The sequence below is a fragment of the Acidimicrobiia bacterium genome (genome assembly GCA_009694375.1).
Lineage (GTDB): Bacteria > Actinomycetota > Acidimicrobiia > Acidimicrobiales > VFJN01 > VFJN01.
The window spans coordinates 302,588-321,157 of sequence record SHVB01000001.1; the positions used below are offsets into that span (position 1 = coordinate 302,588).

An 18,570-nucleotide genomic window follows, 5' to 3' on the forward strand; every position below is an offset into this window, starting at 1 on the left:
AAGGGGTGGGCATCCATTACTTCCATGGTCGAGCCACCCTCCGGCGCGTACCCCTCGCCGCTCTCCTTTTCTTCGGGGCCTGTGCCGGTGAGCGCCCGGAACTCGGCCAATTAGGCACCACCACTACCACTACCGCCACCGTGGTCACCGAGCCCACGGCGGGGATCACCATCCCGGCCGTGGCCGCTCAGGCCCAGGGAACGTCGATTCAGATTTTTGACGACGCCACGATCGCCACCCCCACCGAGCGGTTCAAGGCCGGCGTGATCACCACTGCCGAGGCCACCTCCGCGCCGGGCATCCCCATCGTGTTCCTGGTGAAGAAGGTGGTGCCGGTGAAGGGCCGATACGAGGTGTACCTGCCCCTGCGGCCCAACGGCAGCACGGGCTGGGTAGACGCCGACGACGTCGAGGTGTCGAGCATCAACAACCGCATTGAGGTGAGCCTCACCGATCATCGGCTGCGGTTGTTCGCCGGCGATGAGATTGTGTTGGATGAACCCGTGGGTGTGGGTCGCGCCGATCGGCCCACCCCGGGGGGGGTCTACTACGTGAAGGAACTCCTCCGGCCACCGAATCAGAACGGTCCGTACGGCACCTACGCCTACGGACTGTCGGGCTTTTCTGACGTGCTCACAAATTTCAACGGGGGCACCGGTGTAATCGGTATCCACGGCACCAACGATCCCGCTGCCCTGGGCACCGACGTGTCGAGTGGGTGCATCCGTCTCGACAACAAGGTGATCAGCAGAATCGTCGAGGAGATCGGCATCCCCCTCGGCACCCCCGTGGAAATCCTCCCCTAACCCCGATCGGTCGAGACTCACGCGAGCGTGGCGGAGCTCCACGAAGCGCTGATCCACTGAGCGACCGTGGCTGCGATAAAGGAGTCCTCTCCTCGGAGGTCATGACCCTTACCCTCCACCCACACATGGGTAACGGGCCCGGGGATCACGGCCGTGTGATGCTCGAGTTCGGCGGGAGTGCCGAACGGGTCCCTGGTACCGGAGAGAAACAAACACGGCATCGCCAGCGCGGGAAAGTGTTCGACGCGGAGGCGATCCGGTTTTCCCGGCGGGTGCAACGGGTAGGAGATGAGCACCAACGCGGCGGCGAGCAGGCCATCGGCCGCCGCCATCGAGCAGATGCGTCCGCCCATGGATCGACCGCCCAGCACGATGCGCCGCCGCGCCACCCTTGCTTCCTGAGCGAGCCGAGCGGCTTCCTCCACCACACAGGCCAGCAACGCCGGGGCGCGATCAGGAGCCCGACGGCCTTGCCGCCGGTAGGGAAAGTCGCGTCGGTGCACCGGCAGGGGCGCTAACGCGTGTTCGATCGCCACCAGGCTGGGGTGATCGGCTGAACTTCCTGCCCCGGGGAACAACAGCGCCGCCCCCGCCGGGGCCTTGGGGGGGGTCATGAAGCCAGGAGGATCCGGCGCGCCTCGGTGAGATCGGCGATCCGTTGGGCGGCATCGCCGTGATCACCCCCATGGTCGGGGTGAGCGCGGCGCACGAGATCACGAAACTGGTGCTGGAGGGAAGACCGGCTGGGCACCTCAATGAGGTCGAGAATCCCCAGCGCCCATTGGACCGGATCCTGCCCGGCGCCCTGGAACCGGTGGTGGCCTCGCTCCCCGCCCGACAGGTAGCCCACGAAGCGCCCGTCGAGGGCACCCGACCACCGCATACCCAAGCGGATGCCATCCATCACTCGACCTAGCGGGCCCGGTGACAACTGGCCCGCCGAGTAGACCGCCGCCAGGATGTGCTGAGCGGCCGCCCCCTTTTCGGCAAACTCGAACTCGATGTCTTTACCGCCACCAATGAGTTGATGGACGCTGCGGGTGAGGCCCACGCGATCCTGCTGGAACCGGTACCGCAGGCGGGGTTGCGGGATCCGCATGCCCTCTTGGAGTTGACGGGTCAGGCGATCGAGATCGTCGAACAGGTCGGGGTCGAGTTGGGGTATGAAGTTGGCCACGATCCCCGCCAGGAGCAGGCCGCCGTAGCCGGGGGCGGGGGCAACGGGAAGATGCTGCTGCCCGAGGGCCACCCGGCGGGTAGGCGCGATGGGGCGCGAGTGGAAGATCTCCAACTCGGCCAGAATCACCCGCTCAATCTATCGGCCGCTGCCCGATGGGCCTCCGGCGAGCGCCACGCTAGATAACGGGACGGAGGTGGTCCCGCAGGGCCCCGGCGAGTGCCGCCACTTCATCTTCGTCGGCCTCGGGAGTCTCCATCAGAGCGACCACCGCCTGGGCCTGGGTCACCACGCCCTTCCACCAGGGGGCATCCATACCGTAGGGGGCTCCCTGCACCACGGCCTGACGCACCGCCACCGGCAGAGCTTTGCGTCCGGCCTGGTCGCTGGGATCATTGGCCAGGCGATCGGCAGCCACGAACAGTTCACTCATCACATCGATGCCGCCATCGGCGGGAAGCACAATGGCAAGGGGGTCCAGGACCACCGTCACCAGTTCGTCGGTGCGCTCTTCATGCATCACATCCACGAAGAGTTCGTTTTCATCGAGTTGGTACGAGATGCCTTCGGCCTCCAGGAAGTCCATCAGTTGTTTGCAACTGTCGTCGTCCCACTCCGTGAGGTCGTAGCCAACCGTCCCCGATGCCACCTCGGCTTCGGCATCGTCGAGGTCGGCCTCCACCTGATCCATCACTCGTTCGGTCCAGGCATCGTCGGCACTCGCCACCACCACGGTGGCCCCTTCCCAGCGGTGGGGCACCCCGAGTGTCTCCATCCGTTCCCGGAGAATGTGGCGGTCCTGCTCACTCCACTCATCGAGCACGTATTCGGTCTCCGACGGGGGTCCACCACCCATCTCGCCCATCCCCGCGATGGAGACCTCCCCTCGCTCTTCGTCTTCTTCGCCACCACCCCGCGCCAACAGTCCCATCCCCATAGCCTCGCGCAAGTGGCCCAGGAGGTGGTGCCGCTGAAGCCAACCGCCTCCGTCTTGTACCCTGAGGCATGACCGAGAAGCAGCGCCCCGACCGGAACCTTGCCCTCGAACTGGTGCGCACCACCGAAGCCGCTGCCTTAGCCGCCAGTCGCTGGATGGGCCGAGGCGATAAGAACGGTGCCGATGGGGCCGCCGTCGATGCCATGCGGATCGTGCTCGACACCGTCCCGATGGACGGCATCGTCGTGATCGGCGAGGGTGAGAAGGACGATGCCCCCATGCTCTTCAACGGGGAGCGTCTGGGCGATGGCAGCCCGATGTCCACCGACATCGCCGTGGATCCCATCGATGGAACCACCCTCACCGCGCTGGGCCGCGGCGGCGCCATCGCCGTGATCGCCGTGTCCGAGCGGGGCACCATGTTCGATCCGGGTCCTTGCATGTACATGGAGAAGATTGCGGTGGGTCCGGATTGTGTGGGCGTGATCGATATCACCCGCACCGCCACTGAAAATCTCATCGCAGTGGCCAAGGCCAAAGGTTCCGCCGTGCGCGACCTCACCGCGGTGATCCTCGACCGCCCTCGTCACGAGGACCTGATCGCCGAGGTGCGCGCCGCGGGTGCCCGAATCCGCCTCATTCCCGATGGCGACGTCGCCGGCGCCATCTCCACGGCGTGGGATGATTCCGGGGCCGACATCCTGCTCGGCATCGGGGGTACCCCCGAGGGCGTGATCACCGCCGCGGCCCTCAAGTGCATGGGCGGCGAGCAACAGGGCCGCCTCTGGCCCCGTAACGACGAGGAGCGAATGGCGGCCATCGCCAAGGGCTACGACCTCGCCAAGGTGCTCACCATCGAGGACCTCGTGGCCGGAGACAACTGCTTCTTCTCGGCCACCGGAATCACCGATGGCGAACTGCTCAAGGGCGTGCACTACGACAGTCGGGGGGCTACCACCCAGTCGCTCGTGATGCGGAGCAAGTCCGGCACCGTCCGCCAAGTCAACGCCCGCCACCGCCTGGCCAAACTGAGGAACTACGCCTCCATCGACTTCGAGTAGTCCTCAGGGGCGCTAGCCACCGGTGATGATGGCCTGACGTTGCTCTACGTCATGCTGCGCCGAGGCCCGGGCCTCCAGGCCCGCGAGCGGTAGCCAGGGACCGCCATCCACGCGATATTCCGGCACCAGATGAATCACGGCGACCACCGGGTAAGACCCGTGGCGCTGGTAGCCATGCTGCACCGTGGAGGGGACGGGATAGGTCCGGCCCAGATCGCCGCGCCACTCGTGGCCGTCACCGAAGTTCCACACCACCAAGTTTGAGAACATCCGCACATCGATGGTGACACCGAAGGCGGTAATCGCCGGGCTCGTGGCGATACCGGTGAATCCGTCGATCCAGAACCAGGACCTCAGGCCCACCAGACCGCGAATAGCCGGGTTCACCCCGATACCGACCTGGGGCACCAGCACGTCCTTCACATACCGCGACGCTTCCGCGGCGGCCACCGCATCCAAATCCACGATGTCCGACGTAGCCACCCAGATCCCGCGGAGGGTGGTGCCGTTGCAGACAAGCAACGCGAACTGGTCATCGGGATTCCGCTGCGGACTCACCGGCAATCCGTAGGGCGCCTCGGACAGGTCCGGTGCGAAGATCACCGTCCACGTGCAGCCCGACAACGGGCCCGAGGGGCCGGAAGGTCCCCCGCCTGATACCGCCCCCACGCGATACGACCCACCACTTTTGATCACCGTCACCCGCACCCCGCCATCAATGGTGCCGGCGCCGGCCTCGGCGTTGCCGCCGCTCTCCTGCGCTCCCGCTCCCCCGGCCACCACCAGTAGGAGAGCCACCGCTACCGCCAGGCACGCCGCCCGCGGGCGTGTCATCCGGCGACCCGAGGCGCGCCGGTGGATCTACCCGCCGCCGCCCATCCTCGAGCGACGGCGCGGCCCGCTCGCGTTACTGACGCCGCCCACACGCGGCCAACGATAGAACCAGTCCGGCTTTGGGCGCAACGGTCGCCGCCCCCTTTGCGGGCGGCTAGGGCACCCGCCAGGAGGTGCTCTGACAGTTGGCATTACTGGCCGCCCGCACCACCGCCGCCGGCGAGGACGGGTCCGGCCAGGGAGCATCGCGTCGGTCCTCCATCCGACAGCGCACGTCGGTGAGGACAATCCCACTCGTCACATCGGGCGCCCAACGACCCGAGCGGGCGTTGTTGACCACATCCGGGGTTGCCACCGTGAAGCCCAGCACACCGGCACTGAGTTGGGCCACCAGCAGGGCCCCGATCCAGCGGCGGGTGAGCAACGGCGAGGACCCCACCCAGAGAGCCAGCGCCGCCACGGCCGGCAGGAGATGGAGGGGCTTGAAGGGAAAACGGAAGAACAGCACTTCGGTCAGCACCCCCATGATCACCGCGAAGCGCACCACCATTGATGACGGCCACCGCCGCAAACCGTCGAGGAGACCTCGGGCGCCAACGATCAGCACCACGCCGGCGAGCAGACCGACCACCGCCAGATTCTTCGTGGCCCACCGACCGAGATGGCCCACGAAACCCGCGGTGGCGAGTTGGTTGGTGACAAAGCCCATCGTGCGATCCGCCTCCAGCCACGGAGGCAGGAAACACATCACCCCCACCACCCCAAACACCACCAGGGTGCGGGCCGTTTCCGCCTTGCGCACCCGATGCGGTGGGCGACCCGTGTATTGCGCAACGATCCAGGCCACCACCACGAGCAGCGTGGAGACCCGGCATCCGAGGGCCAGGCCCCACAACACTCCCGCCGCCACTGGCCGAGAACGCTGTGAGGCCACCGCGCCCGACAGCCCCAACCCGAGTGCCCAGGTGAAATCCCCCAGACTGGTGGCGGCAATCCAAAACCACGGGTTGGTAGCCAGCACCAACATGCCCCCGGTCCCCCAGCGGGCGCCGTCGGCCCGCAGGAGGGCCTGGATACACCACAGGCACAAGAGGGCGAACCCCAAACTGGCCAGGTTCACGAGGACCGAGCCACCGATGCGCTCCAACACCCCCGTACCCGCCTCGTACACCGCCGACCCCGGGCCCCGAGACATCTGGTAGCGGCCGTCCTCCACCAACGAACGACCCGACCGCAACACATTGGGCACGTCAATTTCGGTACCGAATCCCGCCAGGGTAAAGGGCAGGTAGACCGCTCCGCAGATGACCAGCCACGGTCCCGGCCGGTCGAACCACTCGAGGGTGGGAGGACCGGTGGGGCGGGGGACGTTGATCATTGTGGCCCCCCACCGGGAAGCACCGAGCGCTCCCAGCGCCAAACGACGCTGGAGGCATCGAGTGGCCCCAACCGCCGCGACTGCGGGTCCACGCCGACCGCCGCCCGGCGCACGGCGGCAAAAACGGTCGGAAGATCCCTCTCAGCCACCTCGATCGGGGGTACCAGGGTGAGGTGGGGCTCGATACGGCTCCGGACCTGATCCCCGAGAGCCCGGCGCAGGCCGTTTACCCAGGGAGCTACGGGTTGGGGTATCACTAAGACAACCCCGAGCCGCTGGCGAGCCACGGCTCAGGATACCGCTCGTGCTATCGGCCGGCGTTGACCGACGCGGTGGCAGTCTCGATACGCACCCGGGCCCGCCGCAACGCAGCGTCAACTTCGACGTCGTGCTCCGACCGTAAGGAGGTCTCGGCCCGCTCGGCCGCCGACCGGGCCCGATCGATGTCGATCATGCTGGCCACTTCGGCCACGTCAGAGAGCACCGTCACCCGATCGTGGCTGACCTCCACGAACCCTCCGTGGACGGCGATGATCTCTTCGGTGCCATCCTCGCCATGCACCCGCACGGTGCCGATGTCGAGGGCACCCACGAAGGGAGCATGGCCCGTCAGAAAGGCAATTTCACCACCGCCGGTGGTGCGCGCAATCACGTGATGGGCGTCACCGGTCCACAGGATGCGCTCGGGCGACACGACCTCGATGTGCAGGGTCACTTCAGGAGCTCGGCGGCCTTGGCCCGAACGGAGTCGGCGCCACCGACGTTGAGGAACGCCTGCTCCGGGAGATCATCGAGGTCGCCGTTGACCAGCTGCTCGAAGGAATCCACCGTCTCCTCAACCGGGGTGAACACACCATCGAGACCGGTGAAGTTCTTGGCCACGAACATCGGCTGCGACAAGAACCGCTGAATCTTGCGGGCCCGCGCCACCGTGATGCGGTCTTCTTCGGAGAGTTCATCGAGCCCCAGGATGGCGATGATGTCTTGCAACTCCTTGTACCGCTGGAGAATCTCCTGCACGCGGCGGGCCACGTTGTAGTGACGTTCGCCCACGATCTCGGGGGCGAGGATGGTAGAGGTGGACGAGAGGGGGTCCACCGCCGGGTAGATACCCAGAGCGGCGATATCGCGCGACAGCTCGGTGGTGGCATCGAGGTGGGTGAAGGTGGTGAACGGCGCCGGGTCGGTGTAGTCATCGGCCGGCACGTACACCGCCTGCAGGGACGTAATGGAACGGCCTCGGGTGGAGGTGATGCGCTCCTGTAGCTCACCCATCTCGTCGGCCAGGGTGGGCTGGTAGCCCACGGCGGAGGGCATACGACCGAGCAGGGTGGACACCTCGGAACCGGCCTGCACGAAGCGGAACACGTTGTCGACGAACAAGAGCACGTCCTGGTTCTTCACATCGCGGAAATACTCGGCGATCGTGAGGGCCGCCAGAGCCACTCGCAGGCGAACGCCCGGCGGCTCGTCCATCTGGCCGAACACCAACGCCGCCTTGTCGAGCACGCGGGTAACACCGTCACCCATGATCGTCTCGCCCATCTCCAAGAACAGGTCGGTTCCCTCTCGGGTGCGCTCGCCCACGCCGGCGAATACCGAAACACCGCCGAACTGCGACGCCACCCGGTTGATCATCTCGGTGATGAGCACGGTCTTGCCCACGCCAGCGCCGCCGAAGAGGCCGATCTTGCCGCCCTGCAGGTAGGGGGTGAGGAGGTCGATCACCTTGATGCCGGTGGGGAACACGATCTTTTGCGGCTCGAGGGTGTCGAAGTCCGGGGCGGGACGGTGGATGTCCCAGCGGTCCTCGATCTTGCTGGCATCGAGTTCCGCCACGTCGAGGGGCTCACCAATCACGTTGACCACGTGCCCCAGCACGGCATCACCCACGGGCATCTGCATACCGTGACCGGTGTTCGTGACGATGGTGCCGCGCACGAGACCATCGGTGGGGCGCAGGCAGATCGCTCGCACCCGGCTATCGCCGATCTGCTGGGCCACTTCGGCCCGCACCGGCAGCGGCTTGCCGTCGATGATGATGTCGAAGGCGAGCAGCGTGTTGATGGCAGGAACGGCGTCGGGTGGGAACTCAACGTCGATCACCGGGCCGGCGATAGCAACGACGCGGCCGTCTTTCAAGAGGGGCTGGTGGTCGGTCACAGTCATGGCGATGTCTCCGGGGATCAGTTTCGGATGAGAGAGGACGGGCCGATGATGGCCACGTCGAGGGCGTTGTCGGCGAGGAGGTCGGAAGAACCGGACTGACCGCCGCGCAGGGCTTCGGCACCACTGACGATCTCCATGATCTCGGTGGTGATGGCATCTTGGCGGGCCCGGTTCATGATGCGGCTGAGTTTGGTGATGAGTTCTTCGGCGTTGTCGGTGGCGGACTTCATGGCCCGCTGCTGGGCGGCGAAAAACGACGCTGAGCCCTCCAAGAGAGCGGCGTACAGACGGGCTTCGGCGTAGCGGGGCAGGAGCCGATCGAGGATCTCGCCCGGACCGGGCTCGAACTCGTAGTCCGCGGTGGGTCCTTCGGTCTTCGGGGCAGCATCGAGAAGATCGGTTTCCAGCGGCATGAAGCGCTTGAGTTGCACCCGCTGCACACCGGCGGAGATGAACTGGGTGTAACACATCTCCACCGCGTCGTACTCGCCGGCTTCGAAGCGCCGCACGACGGCGTCGGCTACGAGGCGAGCGTCTTCGTAGGTGGGCTCATCCGAGAAGCCCACGAAGGCATCGTCGATCTCGAACCCGCGAAAACGGAAGTAGCCGGTGGCTTTCTTGCCCACCGTGATGAGGCGAGTCTGCCGACCCTCCGCCTTGAGGCGCGCCATCTCGCGCTCCACGGTGCGGATGACGGTGGTGTTATAGCCACCACAAAGACCACGGTCGCCCGCCACGGCAACAAAAGCCACCGTGGAAATCTCGTCACGCTGCTGGAGCAGCGGTGAACCGCCGCCGGCTCCGGCCGCCGCCAGGTTCCGAATCACCTCGGTGATCTGCTCGCTGTAAGGACGCGCCGCATTGACCCGCTGCTGGGCTTTGAGGATCCGACTGGCGGCGATGAGTTCCATCGCCTTGGTGATCTTTTTGGTCGACTGCACCGACTTGATGCGTCGACGCAGGATCCGCTCAGCACCACCGGCCATGCGCTACTCCGATGCCTCGCCGGACAGCACGGCATCGGCCGCCACCACCGCGGGCACGGTGATCTCCACGACCACGGCGGAACCGTCTGACACCTGGAACTGATCGGCAAATCCCTGGAGGGCCGCCTCAAAGGCACCGATGTCGGCGATATCGCCGGTGGTCTTGATGCCATCGAGGATTCCGCCATGACGAGCGTGGAACCACTCGAGAAGCTCCTTCTCGAAGCGGGTCACGTCTTCCACTGGCACCGGATCGAGATAGCCGTTGGTGGCGGCATAAAGCGACACCACCTGCTCCTCCACGGGCATGGGGCTGTTGAGGTTTTGCTTCAGGAGTTCCACGAGGCGATAGCCGCGGTCGAGGGCGCCCTGCGACACCTTGTCGAGTTCGGAGCCAAAGGCGGCGAAAGCCTCGAGTTCACGGAACTGCGAGAGGTCGCCCTTGAGGGTTCCCACCGCCTTTTTCATGGCCTTGATCTGTGCGGCACCCCCCACGCGCGACACCGACTGGCCGGTGTCGAAGGCGGGGCGTACCCCGGACTTGAACAGGTCATCCTGGAGGAAGATCTGCCCATCGGTGATCGAGATCACGTTGGTGGGGATGTAGGCGGAGATGTCGCCGGCCTTGGTCTCAATGATCGGAAGCGCCGTAAGCGAGCCGGCACCGTTGGCGTCGGAAAGCTTGGCGGCCCGTTCCAGCAGGCGACTGTGCAGGTAGAACACATCGCCGGGGTAGGCCTCGCGGCCCGGCGGGCGGCGCAGCAGGAGCGACACCTGGCGGTAGGCCTCCGCCTGCTTGGACAGATCGTCGTACACGATGAGGCCGTGCTCGCCGTTCTCCATCCAGTACTGCCCCATTGCACAACCGGCATAGGGGGCGAGGTACTTGAAGGGGGCGGGGTCGGAGGCACCGGCGAGGACCACCACGGTGTAGTCCATCGCGCCGTACTGCTCGAGGGTGGCCACCGTATTGGCCACGGTGGATTCCTTGAGTCCGATGGCCACGTAGATGCACTTCACGCCGAGGCCGCGCTGGTTGATGATGGTGTCGATCGCCACGGTGGTCTTGCCCGTCTTGCGGTCGCCGATGATGAGTTCGCGTTGGCCACGGCCGATCGGGGTCATGGCGTCGATCGCCTTGATGCCCGTTTGGAGCGGCTCGTGCACGGGCTTGCGGCCGATGATGCCCGGGGCCTGAATCTCCATGCGACGGTCGTGAACGTTGGTGAGCGGGCCCTTGCCATCCACGGGGATACCCAGCGCGTCGACCACCCGACCGAGAAGACCGTCGCCCGCCGGTACCGACAGGATCTGTCCGGTGGCCTTTACGGTGGAGCCCTCCCGCACCGCCCCGCCGTCGCCCAGAATCACGGCGCCGATCGATTCCTCGTCGAGGTTGAGGGCCAAGCCCCGGATGCCCCCTTCGAACTCGAGGAGTTCGTTCACACCCACGCCCGGCAGGCCGGAGACGGTGGCGATCCCGTCGCCCACCTCGATGACGCGGCCGACCTGAGCGGCCGCCGTGGAGGGCGAGAAGCCCTCGAGGTTTTTCTTCAACGCAGCGGCGATGTCCGCCGTGTTGATGGTCAGCTCTGCCATCTGGGGTCTCTTCCTTGGTCGTCTTGGTGCGAGTTCAGAACGCGGTCTGGAGTTGTTGGAGGCGGGTCTTGACCGAACCGTCGATCACCGTGTCGCCCACCTGGGCTACGAGACCGCCCAGTACGGACGGGTCGATGATCACCTTCAGCTCCACTTTCTTGCCGGTGGCCGCCTCGAGGGCGACTACCAAACGCTGCTTCTGGTCGTCGGTGAGCTCGATAGCCGAGCGCACCTCGGCGAGTTCCTTATTGCCCTCCGCCGCGCTGAGCCGTACCAGCTCATCCACGATGGCGGCGAGGTCGCGGGCCCGACCGGTTCCCACCACCATCGACAGCAGGGCAGTGGTGATCGGGTTGGCCCGACCGCCGAGAAGATCCTCCACGATTTGCTGACGCCGGCTTACCGGCAACGCCGCATCAGTGAGGGTGGTGCGGAGTTCGTCGTTGGTCTCCAGTACCCGGGCGAAGCGAAAGAGCTCGTCTTCCACTTCCTCGAGGCTGCCCTCAGAGCGGGCCACTACCAGCAGAGCGCCGGCGTAGGCGTGCGACCGGCCCTGACTCACGATGCGCCAACCGACGCGATGTAGTCCTCGATGAGCTGCGTCTGGGTAGCGGGGTCGAGGTTCTTGTTCACGACGGCCGAAGCGGCCCCTACGGCAAGCGTGGCCAGTTCACCCTTGAGATCGGCAGTGGCTTGCACCTTGGCCGCCTCGATGTCGGTGGCGGCCCGGCTGCGGGTCTCGGCCAGTTCGGTTTGCAAGCGAGCGGCGGCGTCTTTCTTGAGCGCCTCCGCCGTTTGGCGGGCTTCGTCGATGATCCGGCCCGCCTCCGACTGGGCATCAGCCATCTGCACCCGGTAGCCATCAAGAAGCTCGGCCGCTTCGGACTTGGCCTGCTCGGCGGCATCGAGGTCGGAGCGAATGCGATCGGAGCGATCGTTCATGCCCTTCTTGATCGACGGGAAGGCGTACTTCCGCATCAGGAGGAACAACACGAGGAACGACAGCGAACCCCACACCAACTCATCGGTGGCGGGGAAGATCGGACTCGGTGCCTCGTGGCAGTCTTCCGGCGACCCGCCCTCCATGAGGATTGCGATGCACTCGGCGTCGAACCCGGAGGCACCGTTTTGCTCGGCGATTTCCTCGGCCTCTTTCGTGATCTCCTCAACCTGCTCCTCGCTGAAGTCCCCCTCAGTGGCGTACGCCGAGGGAGCAACGGCCACCAAGCCCACTGCGAGCAGGCTGCTGGCAAACATGACACGGGTGCGGATTCGCACGGTTGGCCTCCTCAGCCTGCGATGATGAACGCGAGAACGAAGCCGAACAGCGCGAGAGCTTCGGTGAAGGCGATGCCGAGGAACATGGTGGTACGCACCATGCCGGCGGCCTCCGGTTGACGAGCCATGGCGGTGATGGCATTACCCACCACGATGCCGATGCCGATGCCCGGGCCGATGGCCGCGCCACCGTAAACGATGCCTCGGCCAATGGCCGTTAGGCCAGCCTCAAGTTCGCCCGGGGCTTGCTGTGCGAGAAGTTGCAGCACGGTTGTTCTCCTTGGTTCTTTCTCTTAGTGCTCGGGATGCATGGCGCCACCGATGTACACGGCAGCGAGGATGGTGAAGATGTAGGCCTGGAGAAACGCCACCAGGATTTCGAAGGCGCTGAGGAACACCAGCAGCGCGAAGGGGAGGGCGGCACCCAGCTTGGTGGCCTCCCAGAGGGCCTGGCACAGCACCGCGAAAGTCACGAGGAGAAGATGCCCGGCGATCATGTTGGCGAAGAGTCGCACCGCGAGGGAAAGGGGGCGGGTGATCAGGATCCCCATCAGTTCGATGAAGAACACCAACGGGAGGATGGCCTTGGGCACACCGGGGGGGATGGTGGCCGAAATGAAGTACTTGATGGGACCTTGGCTCATGATGCCGGTCACGTGGTAGACGGCCCAGACCACTACGGCCAGCATCGCCGGCACGGCGATCCGGGCGTTCACCGGCATCTGGATACCGGGCATGAGGCCCCAGATGTTGCACGACAGGATGAAGGTGAACAGCGTGAGTAGGAACGGCGTGTACTTCAGGCCGTCGGGGCCGATCGTCTCCATGATGATGCCGGTCTCAACGAAGTCGACGGCAGATTCGGCAACGTTTTGAACCCCGGTGGGCACCAGTGCCTGCTTGCGGGAACCGAGAAACAGCACCGAGAACGACAGGGCGGCCGACACCCACATCAGGATGATCACCTTGTTCACGGCAAAGGCGCCGCTTCCGAACAAGGTGGGCCACTCCACCACGTGGGAGATAGGCGGGAATTCCAACCCAAGGATCACGGGACGACAGCCTCCTTGTCAGCGGTGGGCTTGAGGCCGGGGTAGGCCAACGAAGCCGAGACGTATTGCAGTTCCCAGAACAACAGACCCAGATGGGTAACGACCAGGCTGATCCCGAGCGCCACCATGTTGACCCAGGGCTCGTTGCGCAGTACGAGCAGCACGACGCACAACAGGCCCATACGCAGAGCGAAGCCGCCGAGCGAGACGGCCATGAGGGCCATCGGGGACACCTTGGCCGCCCAGGAGAGTCCCGCGGCGGCCAGAAGGAGGTTCAGCGTCACCAACGCAATCGCCACGGCCGCCGAGGCGGTGCCCTGCGGCCCCCAGATGACGGTGGCGACCAACAAGATCACCGGAGCGAACCAGACGCCGCGCTTCACCATGTCCAAGACCAGTTCGCGCTCAACCGCTGGAGTCGGGGAGAGCGGGAGGTCGGTGGCCATCATGCCCGTTCCCGATCGATCGTGGGGGCGAGCAGCTCTTGTTGCTGACGGTCCATTCGGGCGGCGTAGACGGCGAACTGCTTCCACACGATGTAGCCCAGCGTCACCAAGAACAACGCCAGCGCGAAGAGGGGGAAGGTGCCGAGCTGCCGGTCGATCCACCAGCCGAGGAGGCCCATGAGAATCGGGGACACGACCAGCTCGACGGCGGTCGACATGGAGTTGCCGAAGCCATTGTTGAGTTCGCGCTTAGCGGAAAGATCAAACACAGTTGCTTCGGACCCCAGGACCATTCGGTGCGTCTTACGACGAACGCTTGTGAAGAGATTCGCAATCTAGAACCCACAGCTCGGGGCCGACAAATCCAGCTCCCCCGCGGGCCAAGCCGGACCTTAGCCGACCCGCGACCAAAACTTCGGAGGGAGAAAAAACTGTCGTTGAGCGGGTCAGGGCGAAGCCGGTGCCGGCAGAGCAAAGGTAAGCGCGATCTGCTCGGCCAGGGAGGTGACACCCTGGGCAAAATCGGCCACCGGCGTGCCGGCCGCGGCGGCCGCCGCGAGGTCAGCCAAGGCGGCATCCGTGGTCGCCGACGCCCCTTCGGGCAACCAGATCGCCGCGCCGTAGGCCTCATCGAGTTTCGCGCCCGCCCGATCAAGGGCATCCACGATGGTGCCAGTCGACTCCCCCCCCACCCCGGCGAGGGACTGTTCGTACTCAATCGGTAGGCGCTCCAGTGCCGTGGTGGCCTGCGCGGCGCGGGCCTGCACTGCTTGCACTTCGCCCGACAAACTCGGCGAGCCCGCCCCGCCGGCGACATACCCCAGCGCCAACCCCACCACCAGGGCAGCACCGGCAATCACCAGCACACGGCGGCGGCGAGTACCGGCAGAAACGTACAGGGCCATGGGCTAGGGCTCCTTCGGGAGGCAAACGAACGGCGAACCACCAGGCACCATCATGGGCAGATAACCACCACGACGGCTGGACCGGCCTCGTGGTCTACCGCGGCTACGGCGGCGGCGAGATCCCGTGGCGCCACCTCGGTGGCCCGGTTGTCTTGGATCAGCCAGGCCGTGGGCAGGGTGGAGACGAAACCCCGCCGCCGAGTGGCCTGGCCTACGAGTGCCACCAAATCCTCCGCGCCGGTGCCACCGGCGGCGGGCAGCACTCCCCCTCTTCCCGCGACCACCGGATCGCCGAAGCGATCCAGCACCACGGTGGGCCGCTGGGCCACCGGCTCGTCATCGGTGCCGGTAGCCACCCAAAAACGCCCCACCGCCACGGGGGCTGCCGCGCCCAACTCGGCAGCGATGGCGGTGGCCTCACCGGCATCGATGGGCGAACGACCGGGCAGAGCACCGGCTGCCAGTCCCACCATGCCCGTGGCCACCGCCCGCAACGCGGCACGGTCGCCATCGAGTTCGATGCGCACATCAATGGAATCTGCCTCCGCCCCCGCCGCCACCGCCGCCTCGGTGGCTTCCCGGGCCAACGCCGCCTGATCGCTCGGCTGCGGGTTCGTGATCGATCGTTCCCGCTCCACCCGCACCAACGACAGTGCGTCACCCACCGCCGAGATGACCTCAGCGAGGTCGGGCACATGCAACCGCCACCCGAGGCGAGCGGCCACATGGCGGCCCAGCCCGCCCGCGCCGCCCCCCACGGCCACCAAAGTGGGGGCGCTCAGGCCGTACTCGTGGGCCACCGCCAGGGTCAGCGCACCCACCGCATCGGCCGCCGTGTTCAGCACGTGGCGAGCGAGATCGTCGCCACTCATCTTCACCTGCGGCCCGGCGATGGCGAAGCCCGCTCGGGCTGCCTCGCCATCGGCATGTTCCCCCGCATAGTCACCCGGCTGCACCACGCCGAGAGCCACGGCGGCGCAGGTGACGGTGAGGGCCACTGCGGTGCCGTCGGTGAGTTTCAGCACGAGACAGTCAGCGGGGTCTTCGGGCCGGGGTGCATGGAGCATCGCCACCGCGCCCACCAAGGCCGGGGCGGGTTGATAGCAGCAGTACGGCAGGCCCGCGATGTGGGCGCTGCGCGGCCCGACACCGTAGAGACGCCCCTTACGGGCTCGGATCAGCGAGCCACCCGCCACTCCGATCACCCGCACGTCGAGAGCGCGCACGGCAGTGGCATGACTAGCCACCCGCACGTAGGACAGGGCGGGCTGGCCATCTTTGATGGCGGCCACGTTGCTCGATGTGCCTCCCACCTCGATAACGATGCCTTCGGCGACGCGGGTGTGGCGGAGCACTCCCGCCACCGACGCCGCCGGGCCGGAGTAGAGGGCGCGAGCAGGCTCTCGCCGCAGGCCCGCCGGATCAGTGGCCCCTCCGTCGCCTCGCATCACCATCACCGGGGCATGGATGCCCGCCGCCGCCACCCCCGCTTCCACGTGTTGCTCCGTGCGCATGGCGATGGGCAGGACCGAGGCGTTGAGCGCGGCGGTGACCGCCCGCAACTCGAGGCCGTAGAGGCCGGTCATTTCCGAGGAACCACAGGCGGGCAAGCCACGGTCGATGGCGGCTTCCACCGCCCGGCGCTCGTCGAGGCCCCCGTCGGTGGCGAAGGCCTCCGCCACGCAGATCGTGGTGGCCCCCCCGGCGCACAATCGGTCCAGCGCCGTCGTGAGCGCGGTGTCGTCGAGGCCATGGGTGATGTCGAGAAACTCGATCACGGTGGGCAAACGACGACCAGGGGCGAGTTCTACTTTGTCCAGGCGGGTGCGCTGGGCCGCTTTGCGCAGATCGGGCTGACGGCCCATACCGAGAACCCCCACCACCGCCACATCGCCTTCGAGGAGGGCGTTCACGGCCTGGGTAGTGGAGTAGGTGATGAGCTCGACCTCCGCCGCGCCGACCACGGCGGCCACCTGGCTCACCACCTCTACCACCCCGGCGGCGGAGCCGGCCCGGTCGTCATGGGTCGTGAGTACCGCCGCCCGCGCCGCGAGGGCGCCGGTGGCCGTGTCGATACCCACCGCCTTCGTGAAGGTCCCGCCAACGTCGACGCCAATCCGCACTCCCATTGACGGAGGTCTACACGGAGACGGGTTCGACCACCGCCGGCGGGGTGGCCGGGCGGGGGGTAACGGCGGCGTGACGGCGCTTCACGAACACCGTGGCGATGGCGCCGGCGACGTAGACCACAATGAGGGTTCCCTGCGCCACCACGCTGGGCAAGGTGGGGTAATACCCCGTGGCCTGGGCCAGATAGATCGGCAGGCTCGGCCAGGAGTTGAGAAAATGGAGGTTGATGATGGCGGCCTCTTGCAGTGCCCGCATCGCATTACCGATCACCGCCACCGACGTAGCCATGACCACCACGAGAGCCACCTGCAGGAATCGCTTCACCGGAAGTTGACGCCCCATCTTGAGCACCAGCCATCCCACCACCGCCAGCACCACGGCGGCGGTCGCCATGCCGGCGAGGATCCACGCCTGGAGGCCCTCGCCGTAACTAAACAGCGCTTGGTAAAAGAGCACCGTCTCGAAGCCCTCGCGATACACGGCGGTGAAGCCCACAAAGGCGAGGGAGGCCGCCGAACCAACCGACGCCGCCTTCCACACTCGGGCCTGGAGAAACTCCATACGGCGGCGCTGATCGAGACGGGCCAGGAGCCAGAACGAGACGTAGAACAGCATGGCTACCGCCAGGATGCCCACCACCGCTTCAAGCACCTCCCGGCCAAAGGGGAGAACGGCGAAGAGCGCATCCACCAGGAAGAAGGTGACCACGGTGGCCAGGACCGCCAACCCCACGCCGTAGAGAATCGGCCGACGGTGCCGGGCGTGCTCACTCGACTCGAGATAGGCGAGCAGCACCGCCAGCAGCAACACCGCCTCGAGGCCCTCGCGCAACAGCAGCGTGAAGGACTGACCAAAGGCAATCGCCGGGGCCCCCACCCCCTTGGTGGTGAGTTGGCGCTCGGCGTCGTCGATGAGGCCACGCAGTTCCACGATGTAGGCGCGGATCTCTCCGCTACTGGCATCGTCGGCTTGAATCAGGGCCCGTACCCGGGCGAAAATGTCCTCGACGGAGAACCGGAAGTCTTGTCCGGCCACGATGTCCAGGGGGGCTTCAAGCGCCTCGAAACAGTCGAGGTAGCCCGTCTTGGCCTCGGCGAAGGCCGCCGCTCGCTGCCCGCTGTCCAACAGGCGCAAGGTGCGGTCGATCGACAGCCGCACCTCGTGCAGTTGGTTGACCGTTTCCCGCTGCGACAGGGTGGCTTGCGTGCATTCGCGGGCCAACCGGGGCGAGGCGCCCGCCGGGGCGGTGCCGAGAACGCCGATAAGGGAACCCATGCCGGCGGCCAACACGAACCCCGCCACCAGCCGCCGCCAGGCGAGTGGAGGAGGAACGAAACGGGCGTGCATGCGCTCAGCGGTTCCCGTCGGTGAAGGAGGTAATGGCGTCGCTCTGATCAACCGCGCCCTGACCTACCCGATCGGCGTTGTCGCTTTCGATACCGTCTCGCATCAACCCCTGCGCCGTTTCGATGGCCTCGTAGGCATCAGGATCGGTGTCCTTCACGGTGCCCTCCACCTTTTCCCATTCGCTATGCATCTGTTCGTAGGCGACGAGGGCCGCGTCGTATTCGCCGGCGGTGGCCGCCACGACGGCGGCGGTACCCCCGTCGTCGACGGCGGCTAGCCCGGCGAGGGCATCCACCATCGGAACGGTCACCGATTCGGGCGCCGGGGTAGCCACAGTGCTCTCGACGGCGTCGGTACTCCCTTGTGAGCATCCCGCGCTCACTCCCGCGATGCTCACGAGGGCCGCCGCTAGAGCGACAGAGCGTAGGGAGCGGAGTTGGGGGAAGGCAGACATGAAGGGGGGTA

General features: G+C 66.4%; 22 protein-coding genes. 2 read left to right on the forward strand and 20 right to left on the reverse strand.

From position 1 onward, the window contains the following. Positions 1-5 precede the first annotated feature (5 nt). Positions 6-806: a murein L,D-transpeptidase gene (locus tag EXQ71_01495; protein ID MSO86177.1), complete on the forward strand. Its 801-nt coding sequence runs from the start codon at positions 6-8 to the stop codon at positions 804-806. A gap of 17 nt (positions 807-823) precedes the next feature. On the opposite strand, the gene EXQ71_01500 is transcribed toward EXQ71_01495, so the two are convergent. The 3 genes from EXQ71_01500 to EXQ71_01510 are packed head-to-tail and all read right to left on the reverse strand — an operon-like array spanning position 824 to position 2,914. Continuing rightward, positions 824-1,420, reverse strand: coding sequence for a dienelactone hydrolase (locus EXQ71_01500; protein ID MSO86178.1), 597 nt, complete (start codon positions 1,418-1,420; stop codon positions 824-826). Then, entirely contained in the window at positions 1,417-2,112 is a 696-nt protein-coding gene (locus EXQ71_01505; protein MSO86179.1) for a hypothetical protein, read from the reverse strand. The genes EXQ71_01500 and EXQ71_01505 overlap by 4 nt, the downstream gene beginning before the upstream one ends. Before the next feature lie 49 nt (positions 2,113-2,161). Further along, entirely contained in the window at positions 2,162-2,914 is a 753-nt protein-coding gene (locus EXQ71_01510) for a hypothetical protein (protein MSO86180.1), read from the reverse strand. Between the two features lie 74 nt (positions 2,915-2,988). On the opposite strand from EXQ71_01510, the gene glpX reads away from it, so the two are divergent. After that, complete coding sequence (glpX, locus tag EXQ71_01515; GenBank protein MSO86181.1) at positions 2,989-3,981, forward strand: class II fructose-bisphosphatase; 993 nt, start codon at positions 2,989-2,991, stop codon at positions 3,979-3,981. Between the two features lie 12 nt (positions 3,982-3,993). Here glpX and EXQ71_01520 read toward each other — a convergent pair whose 3' ends face one another. From EXQ71_01520 to EXQ71_01600, 17 genes are all read right to left on the reverse strand, one after another. After that, positions 3,994-4,815 carry a hypothetical protein gene (locus EXQ71_01520; protein ID MSO86182.1) on the reverse strand — a complete coding sequence of 274 codons (822 nt, stop codon included), beginning with the start codon at positions 4,813-4,815 and terminating at the stop codon, positions 3,994-3,996. Between the two features lie 154 nt (positions 4,816-4,969). Next, on the reverse strand, positions 4,970-6,193 hold the full coding sequence (locus tag EXQ71_01525; GenBank protein ID MSO86183.1) for a hypothetical protein: 1,224 nt from the start codon (positions 6,191-6,193) through the stop codon (positions 4,970-4,972). Continuing rightward, on the reverse strand, positions 6,190-6,480 hold the full coding sequence (locus EXQ71_01530; GenBank protein ID MSO86184.1) for a hypothetical protein: 291 nt from the start codon (positions 6,478-6,480) through the stop codon (positions 6,190-6,192). Before EXQ71_01530 ends, EXQ71_01525 begins: the two co-directional genes overlap by 4 nt. Positions 6,481-6,500: 20 nt before the next feature. Continuing rightward, positions 6,501-6,908 (reverse strand): ATP synthase F1 subunit epsilon, encoded by a 408-nt coding sequence (gene atpC, locus EXQ71_01535; protein MSO86185.1) that lies wholly within the window; start codon positions 6,906-6,908, stop codon positions 6,501-6,503. Further along, entirely contained in the window at positions 6,905-8,362 is a 1,458-nt protein-coding gene (gene atpD / locus EXQ71_01540) for a F0F1 ATP synthase subunit beta (protein MSO86186.1), read from the reverse strand. Before atpD ends, atpC begins: the two co-directional genes overlap by 4 nt. Before the next feature lie 17 nt (positions 8,363-8,379). Then, positions 8,380-9,348 carry a F0F1 ATP synthase subunit gamma gene (locus EXQ71_01545; protein MSO86187.1) on the reverse strand — a complete coding sequence of 323 codons (969 nt, stop codon included), beginning with the start codon at positions 9,346-9,348 and terminating at the stop codon, positions 8,380-8,382. A gap of 3 nt (positions 9,349-9,351) precedes the next feature. Beyond that, a complete protein-coding gene (locus EXQ71_01550; protein MSO86188.1) occupies positions 9,352-10,947 on the reverse strand; it encodes a F0F1 ATP synthase subunit alpha in 1,596 nt (531 codons plus the stop codon). A gap of 34 nt (positions 10,948-10,981) precedes the next feature. Beyond that, entirely contained in the window at positions 10,982-11,512 is a 531-nt protein-coding gene (gene atpH / locus EXQ71_01555; protein MSO86189.1) for an ATP synthase F1 subunit delta, read from the reverse strand. Beyond that, the gene (gene atpF / locus EXQ71_01560) at positions 11,506-12,225 is read right to left on the reverse strand and encodes an ATP synthase F0 subunit B (GenBank protein MSO86190.1); all 720 of its coding nucleotides are present in this window, start codon (positions 12,223-12,225) and stop codon (positions 11,506-11,508) included. Before atpF ends, atpH begins: the two co-directional genes overlap by 7 nt. A gap of 11 nt (positions 12,226-12,236) precedes the next feature. Continuing rightward, positions 12,237-12,437 carry an ATP synthase F0 subunit C gene (atpE, locus tag EXQ71_01565; GenBank protein ID MSO86191.1) on the reverse strand — a complete coding sequence of 67 codons (201 nt, stop codon included), beginning with the start codon at positions 12,435-12,437 and terminating at the stop codon, positions 12,237-12,239. An 81-nt stretch (positions 12,438-12,518) separates the two neighbouring features. Beyond that, positions 12,519-13,178, reverse strand: a complete 660-nt coding sequence (gene atpB, locus EXQ71_01570; GenBank protein ID MSO86192.1) for an ATP synthase F0 subunit A — start codon at positions 13,176-13,178, stop codon at positions 12,519-12,521. 95 nt (positions 13,179-13,273) lie between these two features. Beyond that, positions 13,274-13,723, reverse strand: a complete 450-nt coding sequence (locus EXQ71_01575) for an ATP synthase subunit I (protein ID MSO86193.1) — start codon at positions 13,721-13,723, stop codon at positions 13,274-13,276. Continuing rightward, positions 13,723-14,016 (reverse strand): AtpZ/AtpI family protein, encoded by a 294-nt coding sequence (locus EXQ71_01580; protein ID MSO86194.1) that lies wholly within the window; start codon positions 14,014-14,016, stop codon positions 13,723-13,725. Before EXQ71_01580 ends, EXQ71_01575 begins: the two co-directional genes overlap by 1 nt. A gap of 153 nt (positions 14,017-14,169) precedes the next feature. Then, entirely contained in the window at positions 14,170-14,628 is a 459-nt protein-coding gene (locus tag EXQ71_01585; protein MSO86195.1) for a hypothetical protein, read from the reverse strand. Positions 14,629-14,678: 50 nt separating this feature from the next. Next, the gene (locus EXQ71_01590) at positions 14,679-16,757 is read right to left on the reverse strand and encodes a hypothetical protein (GenBank protein ID MSO86196.1); all 2,079 of its coding nucleotides are present in this window, start codon (positions 16,755-16,757) and stop codon (positions 14,679-14,681) included. A 10-nt stretch (positions 16,758-16,767) separates the two neighbouring features. Next, entirely contained in the window at positions 16,768-18,105 is a 1,338-nt protein-coding gene (locus tag EXQ71_01595) for a hypothetical protein (GenBank protein ID MSO86197.1), read from the reverse strand. A gap of 4 nt (positions 18,106-18,109) precedes the next feature. Further along, positions 18,110-18,502 (reverse strand): hypothetical protein, encoded by a 393-nt coding sequence (locus EXQ71_01600; protein ID MSO86198.1) that lies wholly within the window; start codon positions 18,500-18,502, stop codon positions 18,110-18,112. Positions 18,503-18,570 lie beyond the last annotated feature (68 nt).